The organism is Saccharopolyspora spinosa NRRL 18395 (genome assembly GCF_000194155.1).
Taxonomy (GTDB): domain Bacteria; phylum Actinomycetota; class Actinomycetes; order Mycobacteriales; family Pseudonocardiaceae; genus Saccharopolyspora; species Saccharopolyspora spinosa.
Genome location: NZ_GL877878.1, coordinates 3,240,907 through 3,263,097 on the forward strand (window position 1 = coordinate 3,240,907; position 22,191 = coordinate 3,263,097).

At 67.2% G+C, this 22,191-nt stretch carries 20 protein-coding genes; 5 read left to right on the forward strand and 15 right to left on the reverse strand.

All coding sequences use genetic code 11. From position 1 onward, the window contains the following. Window positions 1-741 (reverse strand): IS1634 family transposase (locus tag SSPN_RS0116090; RefSeq protein ID WP_010310098.1); only part of this gene is annotated, 741 nt, incomplete at its 3' end. A gap of 468 nt (window positions 742-1,209) precedes the next feature. Between SSPN_RS0116090 and SSPN_RS0116095 the strand changes: the two genes are divergently transcribed. From SSPN_RS0116095 to SSPN_RS0116110, 5 genes are all read left to right on the forward strand, one after another. Continuing rightward, a complete protein-coding gene (locus SSPN_RS0116095) occupies window positions 1,210-1,392 on the forward strand; it encodes a hypothetical protein (RefSeq protein WP_010696180.1) in 183 nt (60 codons plus the stop codon). A gap of 770 nt (window positions 1,393-2,162) precedes the next feature. Then, window positions 2,163-2,378, forward strand: coding sequence for a hypothetical protein (locus SSPN_RS44060; RefSeq protein ID WP_010696182.1), 216 nt, complete (start codon window positions 2,163-2,165; stop codon window positions 2,376-2,378). After that, on the forward strand, window positions 2,378-3,040 hold the full coding sequence (locus SSPN_RS54790; protein ID WP_143539578.1) for a hypothetical protein: 663 nt from the start codon (window positions 2,378-2,380) through the stop codon (window positions 3,038-3,040). Before SSPN_RS44060 ends, SSPN_RS54790 begins: the two co-directional genes overlap by 1 nt. Next, window positions 3,037-3,384: a hypothetical protein gene (locus SSPN_RS0116105; protein ID WP_010696183.1), complete on the forward strand. Its 348-nt coding sequence runs from the start codon at window positions 3,037-3,039 to the stop codon at window positions 3,382-3,384. The genes SSPN_RS54790 and SSPN_RS0116105 overlap by 4 nt, the downstream gene beginning before the upstream one ends. A gap of 268 nt (window positions 3,385-3,652) precedes the next feature. Then, window positions 3,653-3,988: an MDR/zinc-dependent alcohol dehydrogenase-like family protein gene (locus SSPN_RS0116110; protein WP_237710562.1), complete on the forward strand. Its 336-nt coding sequence runs from the start codon at window positions 3,653-3,655 to the stop codon at window positions 3,986-3,988. Window positions 3,989-4,299: 311 nt separating this feature from the next. On the opposite strand, the gene SSPN_RS0116115 is transcribed toward SSPN_RS0116110, so the two are convergent. The 14 genes from SSPN_RS0116115 to SSPN_RS0116180 form a co-directional block, all read right to left on the reverse strand. Beyond that, on the reverse strand, window positions 4,300-4,725 hold the full coding sequence (locus tag SSPN_RS0116115; RefSeq protein WP_010695526.1) for an SsgA family sporulation/cell division regulator: 426 nt from the start codon (window positions 4,723-4,725) through the stop codon (window positions 4,300-4,302). A gap of 456 nt (window positions 4,726-5,181) precedes the next feature. Continuing rightward, window positions 5,182-5,718 carry a choice-of-anchor C family protein gene (locus SSPN_RS0116120; protein ID WP_237710650.1) on the reverse strand — a complete coding sequence of 179 codons (537 nt, stop codon included), beginning with the start codon at window positions 5,716-5,718 and terminating at the stop codon, window positions 5,182-5,184. 684 nt (window positions 5,719-6,402) lie between these two features. Next, window positions 6,403-7,467 carry an LLM class flavin-dependent oxidoreductase gene (locus SSPN_RS0116125; RefSeq protein ID WP_010696186.1) on the reverse strand — a complete coding sequence of 355 codons (1,065 nt, stop codon included), beginning with the start codon at window positions 7,465-7,467 and terminating at the stop codon, window positions 6,403-6,405. Between the two features lie 82 nt (window positions 7,468-7,549). Further along, window positions 7,550-8,890 (reverse strand): NtaA/DmoA family FMN-dependent monooxygenase, encoded by a 1,341-nt coding sequence (locus SSPN_RS0116130; protein ID WP_010696187.1) that lies wholly within the window; start codon window positions 8,888-8,890, stop codon window positions 7,550-7,552. Next, the gene (locus SSPN_RS0116135; protein WP_010696188.1) at window positions 8,887-10,038 is read right to left on the reverse strand and encodes an LLM class flavin-dependent oxidoreductase; all 1,152 of its coding nucleotides are present in this window, start codon (window positions 10,036-10,038) and stop codon (window positions 8,887-8,889) included. Before SSPN_RS0116135 ends, SSPN_RS0116130 begins: the two co-directional genes overlap by 4 nt. A 1-nt stretch (window position 10,039) precedes the next feature. Continuing rightward, the gene (locus SSPN_RS0116140; protein ID WP_010696189.1) at window positions 10,040-11,071 is read right to left on the reverse strand and encodes an aldo/keto reductase; all 1,032 of its coding nucleotides are present in this window, start codon (window positions 11,069-11,071) and stop codon (window positions 10,040-10,042) included. Window positions 11,072-11,096: 25 nt separating this feature from the next. Then, on the reverse strand, window positions 11,097-12,137 hold the full coding sequence (locus tag SSPN_RS0116145) for an aldo/keto reductase (RefSeq protein ID WP_010696190.1): 1,041 nt from the start codon (window positions 12,135-12,137) through the stop codon (window positions 11,097-11,099). Window positions 12,138-12,191: 54 nt separating this feature from the next. Further along, a complete protein-coding gene (locus SSPN_RS0116150; protein ID WP_010696191.1) occupies window positions 12,192-13,442 on the reverse strand; it encodes an acyl-CoA dehydrogenase family protein in 1,251 nt (416 codons plus the stop codon). Beyond that, window positions 13,439-14,410 carry an LLM class oxidoreductase gene (locus SSPN_RS0116155; RefSeq protein ID WP_010696192.1) on the reverse strand — a complete coding sequence of 324 codons (972 nt, stop codon included), beginning with the start codon at window positions 14,408-14,410 and terminating at the stop codon, window positions 13,439-13,441. The genes SSPN_RS0116150 and SSPN_RS0116155 overlap by 4 nt, the downstream gene beginning before the upstream one ends. After that, window positions 14,407-15,672 (reverse strand): LLM class flavin-dependent oxidoreductase, encoded by a 1,266-nt coding sequence (locus SSPN_RS0116160; protein ID WP_010696193.1) that lies wholly within the window; start codon window positions 15,670-15,672, stop codon window positions 14,407-14,409. The genes SSPN_RS0116155 and SSPN_RS0116160 overlap by 4 nt, the downstream gene beginning before the upstream one ends. Window positions 15,673-15,683: 11 nt before the next feature. Then, the gene (locus tag SSPN_RS0116165) at window positions 15,684-17,348 is read right to left on the reverse strand and encodes a dipeptide ABC transporter ATP-binding protein (protein ID WP_010696194.1); all 1,665 of its coding nucleotides are present in this window, start codon (window positions 17,346-17,348) and stop codon (window positions 15,684-15,686) included. Beyond that, a complete protein-coding gene (locus SSPN_RS0116170; protein WP_010696195.1) occupies window positions 17,348-18,229 on the reverse strand; it encodes an ABC transporter permease in 882 nt (293 codons plus the stop codon). The genes SSPN_RS0116165 and SSPN_RS0116170 overlap by 1 nt, the downstream gene beginning before the upstream one ends. 10 nt (window positions 18,230-18,239) lie before the next feature. Beyond that, a complete protein-coding gene (locus SSPN_RS0116175) occupies window positions 18,240-19,202 on the reverse strand; it encodes an ABC transporter permease (protein WP_010696196.1) in 963 nt (320 codons plus the stop codon). 58 nt (window positions 19,203-19,260) lie between these two features. Then, on the reverse strand, window positions 19,261-20,976 hold the full coding sequence (locus SSPN_RS0116180) for an ABC transporter substrate-binding protein (RefSeq protein WP_010696197.1): 1,716 nt from the start codon (window positions 20,974-20,976) through the stop codon (window positions 19,261-19,263). Between the last annotated feature and the right edge of the window lie 1,215 nt (window positions 20,977-22,191).

The following is a 22,191-nucleotide window of genomic DNA, read 5'->3' on the forward strand; positions in this document are numbered from 1 at the left end:
GTACGCCTTCGAGGCGGGGGCGATGAACCCGACACCGGCATCGATCATCGCCGAGACATTGGTGTAGGACACCAGTTTAGAGTCCCCGATCAGCAGGAACTCCTGGGGCTTGGCCATTTTTTGCAGTTCGGTCATAGCGCCCACTACCTGGGCCACTTCCCCGGCTCCGCCGTCGTAGGCTCGGTGGAAGACCGGCACGCCGCCGTCGCCGGTGGCCGCCAGCCCGGCCTGGATCTGTTTCAGGTCGAGGCGGCGGTCTTTGGGATGCCCGAACTTCGGCGCCGGGTGGTCGGCGTCGATCTGCTCGTAGGCCCCGTACAGCGAGATCGACGTCATGTCCCAATGAAGCCGGGAAGTGTCCAAACCGAACACGGAGATCGCTTGCGCTCCAACGGATCCCACGATCCGGTCGAGCTCGGGAGCGATCGCGTCCAGCGCGCGGCCGATCCGGTCGTCGTTGAGCAGTTCGGGGTCAGCGCCGAAGACTTCTTCCACTGCGTGTTCGCGTGCCCACTCGGTCACCCGGACCAGCGGTGCCGGTGAGGTCAACCGGTTGGCGACCAGTGCTTCGATCACCTGCCCGTGGGTCAGATGGGCAAGATCCCGTATCGGGCAGGCCCGATCGATAATGTCGGCCAGGTCCAGACGGTGACAGTAATCAGCGATCACGGGCAACGCGCCCAGCTGCTTCTCGATGCTCGCACCGACGTACCGGGCCCGTCGCCGTTCACGTTGATCCACGACCGAACACCCTGTCAGAGCCCTTGAACGGGAAGCCACAGGCCCGGCCGATCAACTCACCTATGCCCATGTGCGGATGACGGGGCTAGCGCTCACTGTCACTTTACTGTCACTCCACGCACACGAACCCCTCTAGTTTCGTGATCACGTGAACACTAAAAGTAACCAATTTCGACCGGAAGGATCACGATGCGGCTGGTACCGGGGAGATGGTCTCTAGTGGTCAAGTGCTGTCCGGGCCCGAGATTCAGCCAGCGGTGACCCAGCCGTGACCGCCTCAGCCTGGACGTGGGTGGACTGGACGGGGAGTTCGTCACTACCGCACCTACGCCCAGACCACCCTGTGCGGGCGTGTGATCGCACTTCCCGATGCCGGTACCGCGAGCGCCGGCGACTGCTGACAGTGCGGGCCGCTCGATCACCTCGTGTTCCAACCAAGCCCCTCCGACCCGCCCCTGTGAGGCTGCGATGCCGCGTCGAACTTTCACGCCCGACTACGCCACCACGTGGCGGTGCTCCGCCAAACGATGCCTGTTCACCGACCCGGACCCCTCCGTGGTCAGCCAACACGAGCACGACGCCCACGGCCCCGCATGGATGGCCACCGACCAGGCCCCGCAACCCACCGCCGGGGTGGTGAGCCTGCAGTGAGCTCCCTGTCTTTCCGGACGCTGATCAGCCTGAACAACATCGCCCACACCATCCAGAGCGGAGCGACCCGCGCCCTGTGCGGTGTTCCCCTCACCAGCTTGTTCCCACAAAACCCGCAGCGTCCCGCGCCAACGCCGTGCTCGTCCTGCCCAGCGAAACTCGCGCGACTGCGAAGAAAGGCGGACGCCCGATGACCGCCATCGCGATGGCCGGACTTCCGGTTCGCACCTCCCACGTAGCCGTGCTCCACGAACTGCGTCCTCCCCGGTTGACTGGTTCCCCAAGAACACCGGCAAACGCGACGACATCGAGCACGCCGACGTGTGGACCGACCACCACCGGGTCACCCATGAACGTCACCCAACCCACGACGGCATGACCCGCTGCGGCAAGCGGATTCTCGGCAGCGACGCCCCCAGCCATGCCCGCATATACCCAGTGGGTTGCCACCTCTGCGCCGCCGCACACGCCCACTCCCCGTAAGCCCCGGTGCGGGTGTCGTCGTCATAGCCCCCCAACCGGCACCCGCACCGGAACCACTCCCCGAAACAACCGCCTGATCACGGCCATTGCGGCGCAAAGCCGCTCACAAGTCCGGTCCGGTGCTGTCGCCGCCGATTCCCTTCGCGGCACCGGGCCGCGCCTGGCCAAGGCGCGACAACCCCGTACCGCTGCCTTGGCCAGGCATCCAAACCTCACCAACCGTCCAAAGTGAACACCCAGAAGGAGAATTCCGTGTCCATTGCGAACAGGCACAACAGCTGCACGCCTTGGCCGACGAAGTGCCCGTCGGCCAGGCCGAAGCGCTCAAGGGACAACTCGAATCCGTAGCGCAGCAGGTCGCTGGCATCCTTGGAGACACCTCCAGCGCCCAAGAGCTCCACGGCCAGATCAGCGCCGTCTCCAACGAAGTCGGCACGGTCTCGGCCGGGCTCGAAGACCTGCGGCAGATGGTCGTCGAGAAGGCCTCATACCACCAGCAGTGATGAATGACCAAACAATCAGCGGTCAGGCGGAAAACCTCCGTCTGACCGCTGACGCCATACCACTGACGGAAACCAACGCACTCTGTGACACCATCGAAACCCTCAGGGACCAACTCGCCGAAATCCTCGGACCCGACAACGACGCTGTTGCCGCCGCACAGCAGATCGCAGTAGCAGCCGCCAAGACTGTCCGCGCTCTCGCGAATCTCCAAGCGAGGATTCAGGAAGTCGCAAGCCGCCAACGCGGACACGTATCCGGCAGCACCCCGACCCCAGTGCGTTCGAGTGACTCCCCGCAAGCGCCACGTCGGCGAACTTCCAGAGCGGTCATCGACGATGGTAAAATCGATTACGCTTTTGGAAAAGTCAACTCAAGTAAGCACGCCGCCGACAGGTCGAACCAAATCAAAACCGAACTGAACCGCATTAGGATATTCGACAACTCTAAAGGTAGAGAAATTATTCGTGAGCATTTGGAGAATGTGGTAAGATCCGACAATAATATTTCGCAGATATCAGATCATAGCTGGGGGCGTCGACAAGTGCGCGAATCACTTCTAGCAGGCCCGGGCGGTTTCATGAAACTTCAAACCGTCTGGCAGGAGAGCAGCGACGGAAACCTTCAACTAATCACGCTCATCCCGTTTGGAGGAAAAAATTGATCACCGAGCTAGCAGTACCCGCGGACCAGGAATTTCTCGAACAGTTCGGCGAGTCGCCTCAGCAAGGAGAAGAGCCCTGGATCCGCTACGTTACCATCCCAACTGGTGACGGAGAGCTGCACGTCAGTTTCGACACCGCAGAATCATCAGTCCGCTTCGATTGGTATCGAGGCGATGATTTGATCTGGCATTGCTACCGGGAGCAGGCCACGACCCTGCAAATCGAAACCAGTGAAGAGGAAACACGCCTCGCGGCCACCTTCGAGTCCGAAGACATGAAAGGCCAACTCAACGTGCGCGTGTATCCACACGTCGCCATTCACGATTCAACACTGCGCGGCTAATCGGACCGCCATAGTAGACGCCCTATATGCTTGGCTCATGTGGGGCGTTCCTCTGCAGAAAAAGGCTGGTACGTCCTATCGTTTTGATCAGGCGAGACGCCTTGGCAGCGATGCCCCGGGAGTGGTGAAGGGGAGGCCTCTGCCCGGGGCATCTGCACGGCCAGCGTCGAGCCGAACCGGGAAACAATGAAAGCGCCTCGCGCCCGATGCAGGGTGCGAGGCGCTTTCTCATCCACGCGGGCGCGTGGGGCCTGCTGCGGTGTCCGCAGTGTCACGCCCGAAAGGGTTGGAACTGCCGCGCCCGGATGGCGACTCCTATCTGGAGACGCTGCGCATCGGCGGCGCGATGGTCAACGTCGGCTTACTGGCGACATCGTCGTCCTACAGCCCTACCGCGCTGATCGACGGGAACAGGATTCTCGCCGATTCACTGGTCGGCAGCATCGGCGAGGTCCAGGACATGCTGGACTTCTGCGCCGAGCACGGCATCGGCGCGGAGATCGAGAGGATCTCCGCAGATCAGGTCAATGCCGCCTTTGATCGCGTGGAGAACAGCGACTGCGGTACCGGTTTGTCATCGACGCCGCAACCATTGGAGCCCTGAACCTGGGATCCCCGTAGTACTTCGGGCGGATCTGGCTCGCTAGGCTCCTGAGCTGGTGTTTCACTCCGCCGACGTGCTGCTTTGCGGTGGGTCGTCGGGTGGCTTTGCCAACCCTGCGGCGACCAGGCGCGGAACTCGTGTAGCGGTGCGGCGACGTATTCGACGGCGGCGAATTCGCCGCGTGCAGCGCTGCGCCTCCGCTGGGTGGATTCCCGGCCCGGAGACGCAGCGTGGTGGAGTTTCAGGTGTTCAGCGCCGCCAGGTCCCGCAGCCAGCACTTTGGCGTGCGGCGCTTCGGGAGAACCGGGCCCTTACAGGTTGTGCGAGAGCAGCTGGCTCAGCGTCTCGTCGATGTTCATCCACCGGTGTTCGTCATCGGGTTCGACCACGTCGTAGGTGTCGTTCACGAAGTCCGCAAGCTGATCGGCGTTCACCTCGAAGGAGGCCTGCCCCGACGGCGAGCTCAACTCGATCACGACCAACGTCGGATCGTCCAGTCGAGGGCGGATGCGCACGTCGCCTTCGCCTGCCTCGGCGATCAGCCCGTCGGCCAGCCGGCCGCGGGCGATCACCCAGTCCACCTGACCGTCCGTGCCCACGTTGAGCTTCATGGCGATCTCGTACGGGTTGCGGCTGTCGTACCGGAGTTCCACACCGACCGGCGCGATCACTCCCGCCGGGGCTACCAGGTTGAAGGTCATGGTGGCGAGTACCGTGCCGTGATCGTTTGCCATCATGTCCGCACTCCCAAGTATCGGCTTCCCATACCTTCTGAACGAAGCATGCCCAACTTGGGTTCATACCTTCTTCACGAAGTCTTCAGGCCCTGGTGGCAGTCCACCCTCGGGCTCCCAGCGAGGAACCTTCACTCACACTGAACCCACGATCGAGGCGTCCCGGCAGCAGGCGCTCGGGAGCGTTGACCTGGGCCGGGGCCGGGGGGCGAGCGCTCGGTCGGTCCTGAGTTCGGGGGCGACTTGTAGATCGTCGAGCGGGAGACGCCGCGCAGGCGGGCGATGGAAGCGACAGTGTTGCCGGGCTCGGGAGCAGGGCGGAGGCGGCGTTCTTGAGGTCGGCGGGTGTGAGGCGGCTCTCCCCCACACCCGCCCTGCAAGCCGGCTCAAAGAACTTGCGCGCGCTGTGTAGGCCGCACCGGCGATCCGACCGGGTTGCCCACCATCACCGCGCCCGGATCACCCGCAACACGGGGGAGGCGGGCAGGACTTGACCGTGACGTCGTCGATCACCGGTCCCCACGCACTGTTGGGGGTGGTGCTGGCGAACGTCAACGTCGTGGATGTACTGGTGGCCACGAAGGTCACCTGCCGTCTCACATAGCCCATGTTCGTCGTTGTCTTCCCGGTCGTGTCAAAGGAGAAGTCCTGGAAATTCTGCCCGCTGACGAGGACTTTGCCCGTTTTCAGATTCGGCGATCCCTCGGGATTACCGGCAAGGGAGTACGTCACCATGTACGTCGTCCCCGGGACCGTGGTAAAAGTCTGGGAAACAGCCCCCGCAGTTGTGCCGTTGAGGTCGACGGACTGGTCACCCTCGGCAGCCTGCCAGTACCCCGCGCCGATCAGGTCGACATTCCCGCTCGTCACCCGCCACGCTCCGACGGACTGCCCGGTCGCGAGGCCCTGGAACGTGTTTGCCGCCACCGTTGGTGTTTCGAAACTGCCGCCGTCAAAATGGCTGATCGCGCTAGGCGACGCGGAAGCCGGTGCCACCAGCAAGGTGCCTGCACCTCCGATCAGAACGGCCGCCGTGGCAACAGCGAGGTAGTTTCTCATGGGCACCAATGAATCCTCCAAGGGAAGGGCGAGTTACACCAGCCCGCAGGTCAATTATCAAAATCGCAGGTCAGCGACAAAGAAACTGGTTGCGGCCCACTGAAAGTAGTTGGCCGATTCGCATGCCACAATCGACTTTTCGGGTTGGCCTGCGCGGCCGTATGGGTGGCCCCGTCTTACCTGCTCAAAATTTGTGCTCCCGCAAGCAAGTCTGACGATGCATGATCATCAGACTTGCATTTGACTATTCAAGATTTCCGAAACCTGTCCGGCCCGGACGATCATCGGATGAATTAATTGATCGTTCTTCGAGCCGTGCAGCGGTCGTGGCCTGCTGGCGTTGTCAGTGGTGGCCGAGGCTACAGCCGCTACTACCGCATGCGATTCCGACGACGAAGCCGCGGACTGCATGCAGCCGGGCGAGCGCGGCTAAGTGCATCAGCCCGCCGCTGACGGCTTGGCCAAGCGAGAACAGCCGACGCTCGTGACGACGTGCCCGCAGTCCGTCCTGGATCACGCACGCGAGCAGCCACAACACCCGTCAGCACTGCCTCCCTTACAGCTCCGAGGCTTTCGCACCGCACTACGCCGCGCGTTTCGCTGTCGCATCCCGGTTATTGTTCATCCGCGCAGCAGTGGTAGGAGCTGATCGCCCTGGCGCTTGATCTCCGGCAGGTAGGGGGTGTCGGAGAGCACGAAGTGGGTGATGCCGAGACTCTGGTACTTCCGCAGCGACTTCGCCACGTCTTCGGCAGAACCGACCAGCCAGGTGGTACCCGCACCGCCACCACCGTACTTGCCTGGCGTGGTGTAGAGGTTCTCGTCGAGCACTTCGCCCCGTGCGGCCAGGTCAAGCAGCCGCTGCTGCCCCGTGGCGGTCCGCCGGTTCGGATCGAGGAGGCCGATTCCCTTGCCCCGCGCCATCTCCGCGACCTTCGCCTCGGCGTCGGCCCACGCCTGTTCGGTGGTGTCCCGCACCAGAGTGGTGACCCGCAACCCGAACTCCAGCGGAGCGTGCTCGCGGCCGCGCTTCTCGCTGAGCCGCTTGAGCCGGTCGATCCGCTCGCTGATGCCGCCGAGCGGCTCTCCCCAGAAGAGCTGGACATCCGCTTCGGTGGCGGCCACCTCCTCGGCGGCTGAAGAGGCCCCGCCGAAGTAAATCCGGGGGTGTTTGCGTCCGCCCTGGACAACCGGTCGGGGCAGCACTGTGGAGTCGGTGACGCTGAAGTGCTCGCCGCGGTAGGTGACGTTCTCCTCGGTCCACAGCTTGCGCGCGATCTGGAGGAACTCCCGGGTGCGGGCGTAGCGGTGGGCTTGGTCGCCTTCGCTGTCGCCGTAGGCCGCCAGATCGTCCTTTCCCGACACGATGTTCACCAGCACCCGGCCGCGGGTGAGTTGGTCCAGTGTCGCGGCGGCGGAGGCGAAGTTGGCCGGATGCCAGTAACCGGGCCGGATCGCGATCAGCGGCTGGAACGTCGTGGTCTGCGCGGCCAGTGCGGTGGCGACGGTGAAGGTGTCGGGTCTACCCCATCCGGCGCCGATGAGCGCGCCGCCCCAGCCGTGTTCTTCGAGGGCTTTGGCGTGGCTGGTGAGGGTCGCAAGGCTGTTGTGGTCGGCTACGACGTCGTCGCCGCGGTGACCGGGATGGACCTGGTTCGGGATGTACCAGAGGAGTTCGAGGCTCATGGCTGAGTCCCCTGTTCTGATCGGTGGCCGGTTGTGCGAATTGCATGGGGCTCGCCCTGGAAAGCGAAGCGCAGCGCGGACATCACGCCAGAGCCTGGACCGCTGTGGGCAGCGGCGGGCTCGGCAACGGCAGCCCGAGACGACCGCGGAGGGTGCGGTGGCCGTAGTCCTCCTGGAACAGGCCGCGCTCCTGCAGGATCGGCACCACTAGGTTGGCGAAGTTCTCCAGGTCGACGACGGTTTCCGCCGGCATGACCGTGAAGCCATCCGCCGCGCCCGCCTCGAACCACGACTGCAGGTCGTCGGCGACCTGCCGCGCGGAGCCCACCAGCAGCCGATGTCCCGCACCGCCGGCACCGCGCTGGATGAGCTCGCGGGGCGTGCGGGGCCCCTCCGCGATCAGGGCCCGAGTGGCGGAGCTGAAGCCTGCGGAGAAGGCTCCGCCCGGTACGGTGTCGGGGAGATCGTCGGCGGCTATCGGGTCGTCCGGACCGAATTCGCCGTGCGGCAGGCCGAGGTTCCGGAGTAGCGCAGCGGTCAGCCGCTCGATCGGCAGGGTCGCGTAAAGCTCCTGTTCCCGGCGTCGGGCTTCCTGCTCGGTTGCCGCGACGAGAACGACCACTCCGAGGGAGGTCTTCACGTCGTCGGGGTGCCGGCCGGCCGCCGCCGCGCGCCGGCGGATGTCGTCGCGGAAAGCGACCGCCTTCGCACGGGTTTGCGCCACGGTGAACACGACATCGGCGAAGCGGCCGGCCAGCGCGAGCCCACCTTCGGAACCGCCTGCCTGAACGACGACTGGCCTCCCCTGCGGGCCCGCCTTGACCGGAAGAGGCCCGGCCACGGAGAAGAACTCGCCCTCGTGGTCGATCCGGTGGATGCGCGAAGGGTCGGCGAAGCGACCGCGGTCCTTGTCCGCGGTAATCGCGTCAGGTGCCCAGCCATCCCACAGCCGGGTCACGACTTCGAGGAACTCGTGCGCCCGGCGGTAACGGGTCCGCTTGCCGGGGTGCTCGGTCAGGCCGAAGTTCGCGGCCGCGGCGGGCGTTCCGGTGGTGACCACGTTGACCGCCGCTCGCCCCTTGGTGACGTGATCGAGGTCCTGGAACCGGCGAGCCAGGTCGTACGGCGAGTTGTAGGTCGTGGAGCTGGTGATGACCACGCCGAGGTTCGTGGTGATCGCCGCCAGATTTCCCAGGAGCACGAACGGGTCGAGCCCCGTGCCCGGTGCTTCCTCGATCCCATCGTGTAACGCCGGGGCGTCCCCCAGGAAGACCGCGTCGATCTTCGCGTCCTCGGCGATCCACGCCAGCCGCTGGAAGAAGTCGATGTCCAGGTAGGACAGCGGATCTGCGTGCGGCAACCGCCAGGCGTGGCGGAAGTGGCCGGGTGTCATCACCGACAGGTTGAGGTGGAATCCCTTCATCGTGTCCCTCTCGATGTGGTGGCTCGGTCTGATCGCCCGGTGTGGTGCCCGGTTCCCACGAGCGGGCGGTCGGCCGGTCGCGCCGAGGACAGCGGTGCAGGTCGCCAGCCGAGCAGGGGTGCGAGTTCCTGCGCACCGGCGGTGAGCAGGCGGACGTGTTCGTCGAAATCGGGCACCCCGGGGACGAAACTCACCAGCAGGTCGGTGATTTGGCGCAACGCGGGATCGGCGGCCAGCTCGGCGGCCAGGGCGTCCGGCGGACCAAGCAGTGCGCGGTCGGCCGCCAAGTACTCCTCGACGTCGAGGCCAGCGACGTCACGCCGAGTGGAAAGCCAACTCTGCCAACGGCGAACGCCGGGCGTGACCAGCCGCACCGCCGTTTCGCGGTCCGGGTGCGGGTAGACGGCTCGGGAGACCTGCACCCGGGCCTGCCGGTCGGGCTCACGCCAGGCCGCGCGGTAGTCCTCGATCCACCGCGCCTGCTGGTGCTGCGCTTCGCGAACGGTCGTGCCGCGCCAGCCGGTCGCGCGGGAGAACTGCAGCCCGTCGCCGGCGAGTGCGGCGGCGGCCGCCCCGGCACCGGCCCGTTGCGGATCGCTGGTGGTGGCCTGCCACAACCGTCGCCGCACGCCGGCGGCGGGCGGGTGGAGCACCTCACCGAGGCTGTTGAGCGCCGTACCCTCCAGCACCTCGTGCAGGCGCGCTACCGATTCGTCGAAGAGCCGGTGCCTGTCGGCCAAGTCCTTCCCGAATGCCTCCCAAGCCCCCGGGAAGGGCCCCGACCCGACGCCCAGCTCGAGTCGGCCGCCGCTGAGCTCATCGAGCGTCGCCGCGTCTTCGGCGACCTTGAGGGGATCCTCCAGCGGGAGCACCAGCACGCCGGTGCCCAGCGCGATCCGGCTGGTGTGCTCGGCGATGGCGGCGAGCAAGATCAGCGGCGCGGATACGTGCTCATTGCCCTGCCGGAAGTGCCGCTGGATGACCCATCCCGAGTCGTAGCCCAGTTCCTCCGCGACCGCGAACAACTCGATCGCTTCCCGGTACGCCCGGGCCGGCGGCTGATCATCGTCGAGGTGCAGGAGGAAGCCCAGGCGGAAGGGGCGGCCGTCCTCGACACCGGCCCCGATCGTCCCAACGAGGTCCGTCATCTCAGAGCCTCAGCCCGGTACCGTGCACACCGTGCTCGTCGATCAGGGCCAGCTCTTCCTCTGTCAGCGGCGGGAATTCGAGCGCCCTGACGTTGTGGTCCAGTTGCCGAACCGAGCTGGCGCCGATGAGCGCCGAGGTCACCTGCGGCTGCCGCAGCACCCACTGCAGCGCCAGCTGCGCCAGGGACTGGCCGCGCTGCTCGGCGATCTGGTTGAGGGCGTTGGCCCGCCGCCGATAGGTGTCGTCGATGACGTCAGGTGAGAGGAACGTGCTGTTCTCGGCGCGCGCACCCGCTGGGATGCCATCGAGGTACTTGTCCGTCAGCAGTCCCTGCGCCAACGGCGAGTAGACGACCAGGCCGAAGCCGTCCTCGGCGGCCAGCTTGAGCAGACCGTTGTTCTCCGGGCTGCGGTCGAAGATCGAGTACCGGGGCTGGTGGACCAGCAGCGGAACTCCCGACCGGCGCAGCAGGTCGGCCGCCTCGTGCGCCCGCTCGGGCTGGTAGTTGGAGATGCCGGCGTAGAGCGCCTTGCCTTGCTGCACCGCGCTGACCAGCGCACCGACGGTCTCCTCCAGCGGCGTGGTCGGGTCCGCGCGGTGGCTGTAGAAGATGTCGACGTAGTCGGTGCCCAGATCGCGCAAGCTGTGGTCCAGCGAGGCCAGCAGCGACTTGCGCGAGCCGCCCTTCTGGTAAGGACTGGGGCCGATCGGGTTGCCGGCCTTCGTGGACAGGATCAGCTCGTCCCGGTACGGGGCCAGGTCCTTGCCCAGCACCCTCCCTAACAGCTGCTGCGCGGCGCGGTGCGGCGGGCCGTACCGGTCGGCGTTGTCGAAGTGCGTGATGCCCAGGTCGAAGGCGTGCAGCACGATATCGCGCTGGGTCTCGTAGGGGTGGTCGGTGCCGAACTTCTGCCACAGGCCGAAGGAGAACGCGGGCAGGTCAAGGCCGGAGTGGCCGGCACGCCGGTACTCGATCTTGTCGTAGCGGTCTTCGGCCGCCGCGTAAGTCTTCTCGAAAACGCCGTAGCTCATGGTTGGATTCCCTTCCTGTTGCCGGTCAGTGGTTGCTCGTGCGGCCGCGGCGGAGCGCCGTCGGCTGCAGCGACGGGGTGTCGTGGCCGGTGTCCCGCTCGACGAAGTGCGTGCCGGGGTCGACGATCTCGTCGATGCGGTCGAGGACGTCCACACCGAGTTCGACGGTGGCGGCTTTGAGGTACGCCTCCAGGTGGTCCAGCGTGCGCGGGCCGATGATCACGCTGCTGACCGCCGGGTGGTTGAGCGCGAACGAAACGGCCAGCTCGACCACTGCCAGGCCGTTGTCCTCCGCCAGCCGGGCCAGCGCGTCGGCGGCGGCCAGCTTGCGCTGGTTGCGGTCAAGGCTGATGTCGAACCGGCCGGGGACGAGGTCGGCGCGCGCCGACTCCGGCTGCTCGCCGCCGACGCGGTACTTCCCGGAAAGCCAGCCGGCGGCAAGCGGACCGTAGCTGAGCACGCCGACGCCGTACTTGCGCACGACGGGGAAGACCTCGCGCTCGGCGCTGCGAATGAGCGGGGAGTACGGCAGCTGCTCGGTGTGCGGGGCGATGAGCCGGTGTTTCTCGGCCAGCCAGTGCGCCTCGACGAGCTGGTGCGCCGGGAACACCGACGTGCCGTAGTAGCGGATCTTGCCCTGCTTGATCAGGTCGTTGAGGGTCTGCAGCGTCTCCAGCAGGTCGGTGTGCGGATCCGGCCGGTGCGCCTGGTAGAGGTCGATGTGGTCGGTGCCGAGCCGGCGCAGGCTGTCCTCCACGGCGCGGAGTATCCAGCGTCGGGAGTTGCCCGCGTGCTGGGGGTTGTCGCCGATCTGGCCGTGGAACTTGGTGGCGAGGAAGACGTCGTCGCGGCGGCCCTTGATCGCCTTGCCCACGATCTCCTCGGACCTGCCCTGGGCGTAGATGTCGGCGGTGTCGACGGCCGTGATCCCGGCATCCAGGGCGGCCCGGATAATCCTGGTGCTCCCGCTTTCCTCCTGCCAACGGCCGAAGTTCATGGTGCCGAGCGTCAGCGGCGTGACGAGGACGCCGGTGCGGCCGAGTGCGCGGTTGACCTCGATGGTCATCGGGTTCCTTTCGGTCGATTCGTCGGGTGGCTTTCGGTCGATTCGTCGGGTGGCTCAGAACAGCCCGGTCGTCGGCGGCTCCTCGCCGGTCAGGTGGTACGCACCAGCCACTGCGGCTTTCCACTGCCGTGGGTTGTGGTTGGCGACCGTGCGGGCGTTGCGCCAGTGCCGGTCGAACCCGAGGTCGCGGTTGGTGATCGAGCCCCCTCCGACGTCGAAGAGCAGCTCGGCGGCGCGCAGCGCGGACTCGACGGCGATCACGCCGGTCTGCGCCACGGTGACGGCGGCCTCCGCGCCCACGGCTCGCGCCTGCAGTCCGGCCAGGCCGCGCACGCCCGCCAGTGCTTCGGCGGCGAACAGCACCGCCGCGCGGGCTGCCTGCGCCCGGGCGGCAATTTCGCCCACCGTCTCGCGCACGTACGGGTCCTCGACGCTCTTGTCGGCTGTGCTGTGCTTGATCGGTCGCGCTTTCTCTCGGGCGAACCAGACGGCGTCGTCCAGCGCTGCTGCGGCGATGCCCGCTTCCACCGCCGCCAGGTAGAGCTGGGCGAAGGATCCCAGCCACGGGCTGTCGAACCGGGTGTTGTCGCGGACCTCGACTTCGTCCGCGTCGACCCGCACGTTCACCAGCCGCGTGGTACCGCTCGCGGTGAGCCGCTGGCCGACGGCGTCGAAGTCGTCGAGCCGCTGCACGCCCTCGCGATCCACCGGCACCGTGAAGCCCAGCACCGTCCCGTTCTCGTCGCGGGCCAAGCCCGAGAACCACGAGGCGTAGAGCCCACCGGTCGAGTAGTACTTCTCCCCGTTGATGACGTACCCGTCGCCGACGCGCCGGATGGTGGTGTTGACCGTTCCGCTGGCACCGCCGGTGCGCTCGTTGGCGGTGCCAGCGAAGAGGTCGCCGTTGCGCAGCCGCTGCAGCGTCACCGCCCGGTTCGGCAGATCGCGCAGGGTCGCCACCCGGTTGGCGACGAGGAAGCTGCTTCGCAACGCCTGCGCCACGTTGGAATCGGCCCTGGCGATGGCCATCACCAGTTCGGTCAAGTCCCGCAGCGAGCCGCCGGCACCACCGTCCTCCGCCGCGATGCCGACCAAGGTGATGCGCTGCCCGGCCAGCGCCCGGACGTCTTCGAAGGCGTACTCGCGGGCTCGTTCCCGCGCGCCGGCACAGGCTCCGATGCGCTGCAGGATCGGGGAAATCGCAGTGCGGATGCTTTCGGCTGTGAACCGGGTGGGTGTGGGAAGCCGCCCAGCGCGGGGCTCGGTCGCGGCGGCGGGTCCTGTGTCCACCAGTTCGGCACTCACCTCAGCACCTCCGCGGCCTCGCGCAGGCCGAACGCGGCCCGCAAGGTCGGTGGGGACGAGTCGGCAGCAGCGTCCGCGATCTGCGGGACCAACCCACGCAGCACGGTCACCACGTCCTCGGCGCCACCCGTGGGTACCAGTTCGAAACCATCCAGCCGGTGCTCGTCAGCCCAGGCGCGGAGCTCATTACCGACGGCTGCGGCAGCCGGGTCGTCCGTGGCGACCTCGACACGGCCGAGCAGCGCGACGTCCTCCCGGGAACGGCCGGCTCGCCGCAACGCCACCGTGAGCGCGGCGTCGGCACCGGCGGCGCGCTCACGGTCCACCACGACGACATCCGCGGACCGCGCCACCGCGGTCGGGTCGAGGGCCCCGAGATCTGCCACGAGAACAGGGCGTCCTTGCGCCGACGAGGGACCGTCCAGGGGGCCCGCGACGCGGTAGAAGGCGGCTTCGTGGTTGATCGGCTCGATGAGCGCGTCGTCGGCGACGAGGCCCGACTCCTGGTCGCCGATCAGCGCCGCGCGCGGGAAGGACTCCCACAACCGGGTCAGCACCAAGGCGTACTCCGCCCAGCGCTGGGCGGGATCGGTCGCGCTGGGGGCCGGGACGGTTGCCTCGCTCACCTCGTCGCCGCCGCCCGCGCTCAGGGCGACACCGGTTCGGCCACCGGCGGCCCGGTCCAGCGAGAGCACCCGGCGCGCGGCGTTGTAGGGCGCGTTGTGGGTCGTCGGGACCTCGGCGACAAAGCCGACGCCGCCGTGGATGCCGGCGAGGTAGGCGCCTACGACGGTCGGGTCAAGCGTGCGGCCCGCTCCGCCGTCGACGAGCCGGATCGCCGCGACCCCGACCTCTTCGGCCACCGCCGCGATGGCGGCCGCATCGGCGAGCGAAACCGGCGACGCGCCGTCGACAGGTCCGCCGGTCGCCTCGCCGACCGCGAGGGTGAGCTGGATCGCCTTGCTCACGAGGAGATCACCTGTCCTTCCTGGTAGGGGTCGAGCAGATGGCGCTCGTGCGCCGCTGCGGGAACTGCGGGAAGACCGAGCCCGAGGTGCTCGCGCAGGGTCGTCCCGTCGTATTCGGTCCGGAACAGGCCTCGCCTCTGCAGCTCGGGAATCACGTGATCGGCGAAGTCGTCGAAGCCCGACGGCAGCACGTCGGGCATCACGTTGAAGCCGTCGGCCGCACCGGCGCGGAACCACGTTTCGATGTCGTCGGCGATCTGCTCCGGCGTCCCTACGACGATCCGGTGGCCACCGCCGCCGGAGAGCTTCTTCAACAGCCGGCCGAGCGTCGGTCTCTCCTTCTCGATGATTTCCTTGACAACGCGGTAGAAGCTCTGCGACCCACCGGCCTCGTCGGGTTGGACGAGCAGCTCGGTCGGGATCGTTTCGTCGTCGCGCCGTCCGTCGAGGGAGATCCCGAGCTGGCCCGCCAACCGGTTCCGGGCGTAGGCGTCCGGGAGTATGTCGTCCAACAGCTCCCGCCGGGCCTTGGCCTCCGCCTCGGTGCTGCCCACGACGGTGGAAAGCCCCGGCAGCACCACGATTTCCTCGGGACCGCGCCCGAACTCGGCTGCACCGTTGCGGATCTCGGTGCGGAACGCCCGGGCGTGGTCGAGGTCCTGATCGGCGGAGAAGATCACCTCGGCGACGCGGGAGGCCAGCCGCCGCCCGTCGCTGGAACCACCGGCCTGGACGACGACCGGCCGGCCTTGCGGGGAGGCGAATTGGGTCCTTCCCGCCCAGTCGGCGATGACCCGCTCGGTGAGCTCGGCGGCGCGGCGGTAGCGCGAAGCGTGCTCGGGCTCGCTCGTGCGGCCGAAGTTGCGCGCCGCCACCGATCCCGCCGTGGTCACCACGTTCCAGCCGAAGCGGCCACCGCTGACGTGGTCGAGGTCGCCGAGCCGGCGCGCCAGTTCGGCCGGGTCGTTGTACGACGACGACAGCGTCCCGATCAGACCGATCCGCTCGGTCTGGGCAGCGATGCGCGCCAGAACCGTGGTGGGCTCCAGGTTGTTGCCGGTGCGGTGCTTGATGCTCGGGTCGAGCAGCGGGCTGTCCGCCAGGAAGACCGCGTCGAGTTTGGCTTCCTCGGCCTTCTTCGCGATCGAGGTGTAGTGCTCGATCCGGTAGCTCGCGGTGCCGTCGGTGTTCGGGAATCGCCACGACCCGCCGAAGACGCCCGCGTTGAGGATGTTGACGTTGATGTGCAGTTGACGTGACACGCTTTTCCTCCTCAGCGCACGCCGGCCGGGGCGAGCCGGACTCCCGGGATCGCCGCCAGCAGGTCCCGGGTGTACTCGTGCCGCGGCGAGTGGAACACCTGCTCCACCGGGCCGGTCTCCAGCACGACACCGTCTTTCATCACCGTGACGTCGTGCGCGATCAGGCGTACGACGCCGAGGTCGTGGGTCACGAACACGTAGCTGAGCCCGTACTCGGCCTGCAGGTCGACCAGCAGCTGCAGGATCTGCGCCTGGGCCGAGACGTCGAGCGCGCTTACCGCCTCGTCCAGGACAAGGACCTTCGGCGTGAGCGCGAGTGCCCGCGCGATCGCGACGCGCTGCCGCTGGCCTCCCGAGAGCTGGCTCGGGAGCCGGTGCAGGTAGCTGGCGTCCAGCGCCACCGCCTCCAGCAGCTCGACCACCCGGGCCGTCCGCTCCTGCTTGCCCGTCGCCAGTCCGAATGCGCGCAGCGGCTCCGCGATGATCCTGCTCACCGTGAAACGCGGGTCGAGCGAGGTGAACGGGTTCTGGAACACGAACTGCAGATCCCGGCGGATCTCCTGCAGCTGTCCGCGGCGGAGGCCGCCTAGCACGCGATCATCGACGCGCACCGTGCCGCTGTCCGCTGCGGTGAAGGCGGCCAGGATGCTCGCCAGCGTCGACTTGCCGGCACCGGACTCCCCCACGATCGCGTGCGTCGTTGCCTTCCGCACCAACAGGTTTGCCGAGTCCAGCGCACGCAGCTCGCCCTGGCCCCGCAGGCGGTAGGTCTTGGTCAGCTCGCGTGCTTCCAGCTCCGTCGGCGCTGCGGCGGGAACCAGCCGGGCGCCCGATGCCGCTGGGGCCGCGTCGAGCAACCGCCGCGTGTAGTCGTCGGTCGCATTCTCCAGAACCTGGTGCGCCGGGCCGTCTTCCACGATTTCGCCTTGCCGCATGACCAGAATCCGGTCGGAGCGGTCCAGCGCGACGCCGAGGTCGTGGGTGACCAGGAGAACGCCGATGCCGAGTTCCTCGCGCAGCCGCACCAGGTGGTCGAGGATGACCTTCTGGACAGTGACGTCAAGCGCGCTGGTGGGTTCGTCGGCCAAGATGATCTTCGGCTTGCCCGCAAGCGCGATCGCGATGAGCGCGCGCTGCTTCATGCCGCCGCTGAGCTCGTGGGGGTATTGCTGGAACACCCGCTCGGCGTCGTTGAGGCCCGCGGTGCGCAGGCTCTCCAACGCGGCCTCCTCGTGCTGCGACGCATTCCTCGCAGCGCGCTCGTTGAACCGGACCGCCTCGATCACCTGCTGCCCGATCTTCTTGACCGGGTTGAGCGAGGTGTTGGGGTCCTGCGGGATGAAGCCCACGTGGTTGCCCCGCACCAGTGCCATCCGCTGATCGTTCCAGCCGGTGACATCGACGCCGGAATAGACGATGGAACCGGACCGGATCCGCGCGGAGCTCGGCAGCAGGCCGAGCGCGCCCTGAACCACGGTGGTCTTGCCCGAGCCGGACTCCCCCACCAGCGACACGAACTCGCCCGGCTCCACGTGCAGGTCGACCCCGCGGACCGCCCTGGTCCACCTGCGGTGTCCGTTGCGGTAGTCGATCGCTAGATCGGTGATCCGCAGCAGCGCGTGGTCATCCTCCGCCACAGCGGCGGCCGCTCCGGACGCGGTGGCAATGTCGGCCATCAGTCGTGGTCCTTCCTGAACGAAGTGCTGATCCGGTGGGTGGCGAGCACGACCACCGCCAGTGCCGCCCCCGGCAGGAGCGATATCCACGGGTAGACCGCTACGAAGTCACGCCCCTCGGCGACCAGGAGTCCCCACTCCGGCGTCGGCGGCGGCGCGCCGTAGCCGAGGAAACCGAGGCCTGCCACGGCGAGGATCGAGGTGCCGATCTCCAGTGCCGCCAGCGCGAGCACCGAGCTCAGCGAATTCGGCACGATGTGCCGGAGCACCACGCCGAGCCGGCCGACACCGAGCCCGTACGCCGCGCGCACGTAATCCCGGGAGACGACGGTGAGCACCTCGGCTCGCATGACCCGCGCGAAGGCGGCGATGGACGAGATACCCACCGCGACGGCGATGTTGTTCGTGGAGTAACCCAGCACGGAAACGATGATCATGGCCAGCAACAGGTTCGGGATCGCGAGGAAGACGTCGACCACCCGCATGATCGCGGTGTCGGTCACGCCGCCGGCGAACCCGGCAGCCAGCCCCACCGCGGTGCCGGCACCGAACCCGATGAGCACGGCGAACAGCGTGGCGGCCAGCGTGGTCCCCGCGCCGAAGACGCTGCGCGCGAAGAGGTCCCGGCCCAGCCGGTCGGTGCCGAACCAGTGTTCCGCGCTCGGCGGTGCGAAGCTGGCGTCGGGCTCGCCGACGTAGGGGTTGTAGGTGGTGAACGCTCCGGGGAACAGCGCCCAACCGACCGCGACCAGCAGTATGATCCAGGCGAGCAGCAGTCCCGGCTTGCGGACGATCCCACCGAGCCGGTCGAGCGCGCTGCGAGCGATGTCGGCCCACCGGCTGCCGGTGGGCGCGGTCAGGGCGTCGAATTCGACGGTCAACTGGTCCTCCTCAGTCCGCCGGACGGGCGGTGGGCACGGCGAAGGTGGCGCGCAGCCGCGGATCCAGCAGCGGGTAGATCAGGTCCACGACCAGGTTGATCAGCGCGAAGGTGGCGGCAACGAAGACGACGATTCCCTGCACCAGCGGGAGATCGAGCGTGTTGATCGCCGTTTGCGTCATTCGACCGAGTCCCTTGCGGGCGAAGACCGTCTCGGTGATGACCGATCCCGCGACGAGATTGCCGAAGGTGACGGCGGCGATGGTCAGCGCGGGCAGGCTGGCGTTGCGGAAGACGTCACCGACGATGACGCGGGTGCGGGTGGCGCCCTTCGCCCAGCTCGTCGTGACGTAGCCCGAGCGGAACTCGGCGGCGAAGCAGCGCACGAGGAGTTGCGCGATGGGACCGGAGACCGGGATCGCCAGCGTGATCAGCGGCAGCACCAGGCTCCGCCAGCCCTGATCCCCGAACGACGGGAACCAGCCGAGCCTGAAGGAGAAGACCTGCAGCAGCAGGATGCCGGAGAGGAAGACCGGCACCGAGACCGAGGCCGTCGGCAGCGACTCGACCAGGTTGCGCAACCACCGGTGCCGGGTCGAAGTCGCGACGAGCGCGATGGTGAACGCGATGACCAGCGCGAGCAGCAGCGCCCCGACGGCGAGCACCAGGGTGTGCGGGAGCACATCGAGGACCACCGCCCTGACCGACTGGCCCGACTGCACCGAGGTTCCGAAGTCGCCCCGCAGCGCGTGTCCGAGCCGACCGAGGTATTGCAAGAGGACCGGCTCGTTGAAGCCGTAGCTGTCCGCGACCTGCGCGCGCACCTCCGGCGGCACGGAGTTGAGCTCGGTCGGGTCGAAGAGGAGATCGACCGGGTTGGCCGGCAGCACGAACAAGAAGACGAAGGTCAGGGTGAACGCCGCCCAGACCACGAACGCGGCCCGGCCGGCCTTCAGCGCGACGTAACGCAGCACGACTCTTCCTTTCCCGGGAGGGCGTGGCCCGCCGGGAGCCTGAGCTCCCGGCGGACGATCACTTCCCGTCGCTCTTCCAGGTGTCCACGAAGTGGTTGCGGGACTGGGCGTCGAAGACGATGCCGTGCACGTACGGCGCCTGGGCGATCACCTGCGAGGGGTTGTAGACCGGGTTCACGAGCGCGTACTTGTCGATCAGGATGTCCTGCGCCTGCTTGGCGTACTGGGTGCGCGCGGCCGGGTCGAGGGTCGTTTCAAGCCTGCCCAGCACCTGCGTGACCTCGTCCGCGTCGACCCCGGTGGAGTCTTTCGTGACGTACGCGCCGTTGCCGCTCTGCGGCCCGTACTGCCAGTTGAGGACCGCCGGATCGTTGCGGGAGCGGTTGGCTGCGACGACGTTCCAGTCGGTCTTCGCCTTGGCCTGCTGGGCGGTGTAGTCCGGGATCGGCACGACGGTGAGCTGCAGATCGATACCGATCTTCCGCAGGTCCTGCTGGATCGACTCGTAAGCCGGCTTGTTCACCACCAGGTTGTTGATGCCCAGCAGCTTGACCACCAGCTTCTTCCCCTCCTTGACCCGGATCCCGTCGGGGCCGGCCACCCAGCCGGCCTCGTCGAGGATCCGCGCGGCCTGCTCCGGGTCGTGCTTCAGCACCGAACCGCTGTAGTCGGCGTGTCCGGGCACCGACGGTTCGAGGATCGAGTCCGCAACCGAGTAGGAGTCGGTCAGGATGGTCTTCTGGACGCTCTGCCGGTCCCAGCCGAGCTGGATCGCCTTGCGGACCGCGATGTCGTTGGTCGGGAAGAGCGAGCTGTTGAAGTCGAACCGGATCGCCGTGCCGGACACGCCGCGGTGGATTATCTCGAAACCCTGTGCGGACAAAGGCTTCTCATCGGTTGTGCCGACGTCGAGGGTCGCGTCGATCGTGCCGGACACCAAAGAACCGGTGCGGACGCTGGCCTCCGGGATCGTGTTGAACACGATCCTGTCCAGATACGCCTCACCAGGGTGGCGCAGCGCGGGCGGAGCCCAGTTGTAGCCGTTTCGCTTGACCAAGACCGTTTTGGCCTGCGGCTCCCACGACTCGTACACGAAAGGGCCGGTACCGATCACCTTCTTCGGGTCCGTCCGCTGCTCCGCGCTGAGCTTCAACGTCGAGGGCGACAGGAAGCCCGGCTGCGCATTGGCCGTGAACGAAGACGCCTGGAGGAAGCTCGCGAGCGGTCTCTCGAAGCGGACCACGGCGGTGTATTCGTCCACCACCCTGGTTTCGAGGTAGCCGGGCAGCAGGGTGGCGCCGTTGGGCAGGATCCCCAGGCTCGGGTCGCCGTGCACGTACTGGTCGAAGTTGGCTTTGACGGCCTCGGCGTTGAACGGCGACCCATCGCTGAACGTCACGTCCCGGCGCAGGTGGAAGGTGAATTCGGTCAGGTCCTCGTTGTACTCCCACGACTGGGCCAGCCACGGCGTGATCTCACCGGTCTTGGGGTCCTGCCAGGTCAGCTTGTCGGTGATGTTGTTGCCGATCAGCGACTCGGCGTAGTTGGTGCCCCACTGCGGATCGAGGCTGCGCTGGTAGTCGATCAGCGCGAACTGCAGCGTGCCACCGCGGACGGGCGCGCCGTCGGCCGCGCCCGGATCGGCGCCGCCGCCCCTGGTTGCGGCGAAAGCGGCGATTCCGGCGATCAGCAGGATGGCGAACGCGATCGCCGGCAACCGCCATTTCTTGCGCGCGGACGTCGCGCTCTCGATGGAACTGCGAAGGTCGGACATAGAATTCTCCCGTGCTGGAGAGGCAGCGGACGACGGCACGAGGTGGTGACATCCGTCGTGGTCGGCAGGCATGGTCCTGCCACCGCGGGCGGATTTCTCTGCCGTTGGGTGGACGAGGGCGCACTGCGCCCGCACAGATTTGAAGGGCTCTGAAACCCGAAGGAGTGCGCAGGTTCGCTGCCGGCACTCAGGCGCGAACGGTGCGGCTGTCGATCAGCCCTGACACCGAGCGCTGGCGAAGAACGCGAGATCGACCTCTCGCCTGGACCACAGGAGTGAATCACCCACGAGACGACTATATGTCGCGAAACAAGGCCAGCCAACGCATCCCACGAGGCAAGATCCCACGGAAACACAACCGAAACACCAGGAGGCAGCCAACTAAAGATCTTTTGGTATCTGGATGATCTTGGTCAGGGAAAAGGCCGGTATGATCAAGGAAAGCGAAGCGCAGCTCGTAGCGGCTGCCCACCCGCTCCAAGCCGGTCAGTGCGGCAGCCTGGGCCTCGTCCAAAGTGTCCGGACACAGGTTGGCCAACGCGACCGCTTTCCCGTTGCCCCACAACATTTCCAATCGGGTTGAGATCACGGTCGTAACCGGGCAACGGTTCGACGCGCGACCACCGCCGCTGGGTGGCCAGCCATGCCGTCATATCCGCCGACCGATGTGCGGGCAGCCCATCCCAGATCAACGTGACCGCGCTGAAGTGCCAATGCGTATTGGATCGGGAAATGGCACGACTGTCGACCTGGTGCGCTACGCCGGTGCTTTCCGCTCGGACAACGCAGTCTTGCGGAAGGATTCGCCGATCCCGCCAAGTTCAGCGATCGTCATCGTTTCAGCGCTGCGGTGCCGCTGACGGTGCGGATCGTGTCGTCCTGCGGGGTGTGGATGCGGCCGCAAAGCACGTCGCGATAGTGCCGTTCGATGGGATTGGCGCGGGAAAGGCCGGGATTGCCGACGAACGAGACACCCAGCTCGACGGCACGGGGCGTTGTTGGTGACGGTGCGCTTGACCAGCCCTGCCCTGCTCGTCACGGCAAGGCCGTGGTCTGCGTCGCGGGCGGTTTCCGCCAGCAGGCAACGGTTGGTGAGCAGCCACCGCAGGCGGGGAATACCGGTCGAATAGGTCTTGGGCCCGAGCAGCGCCCACCCACCGGCCTGGCAGGGGAATCCAGTCGTCGTTCGGGTCGGTGACGTCCAGAATCCGCCTA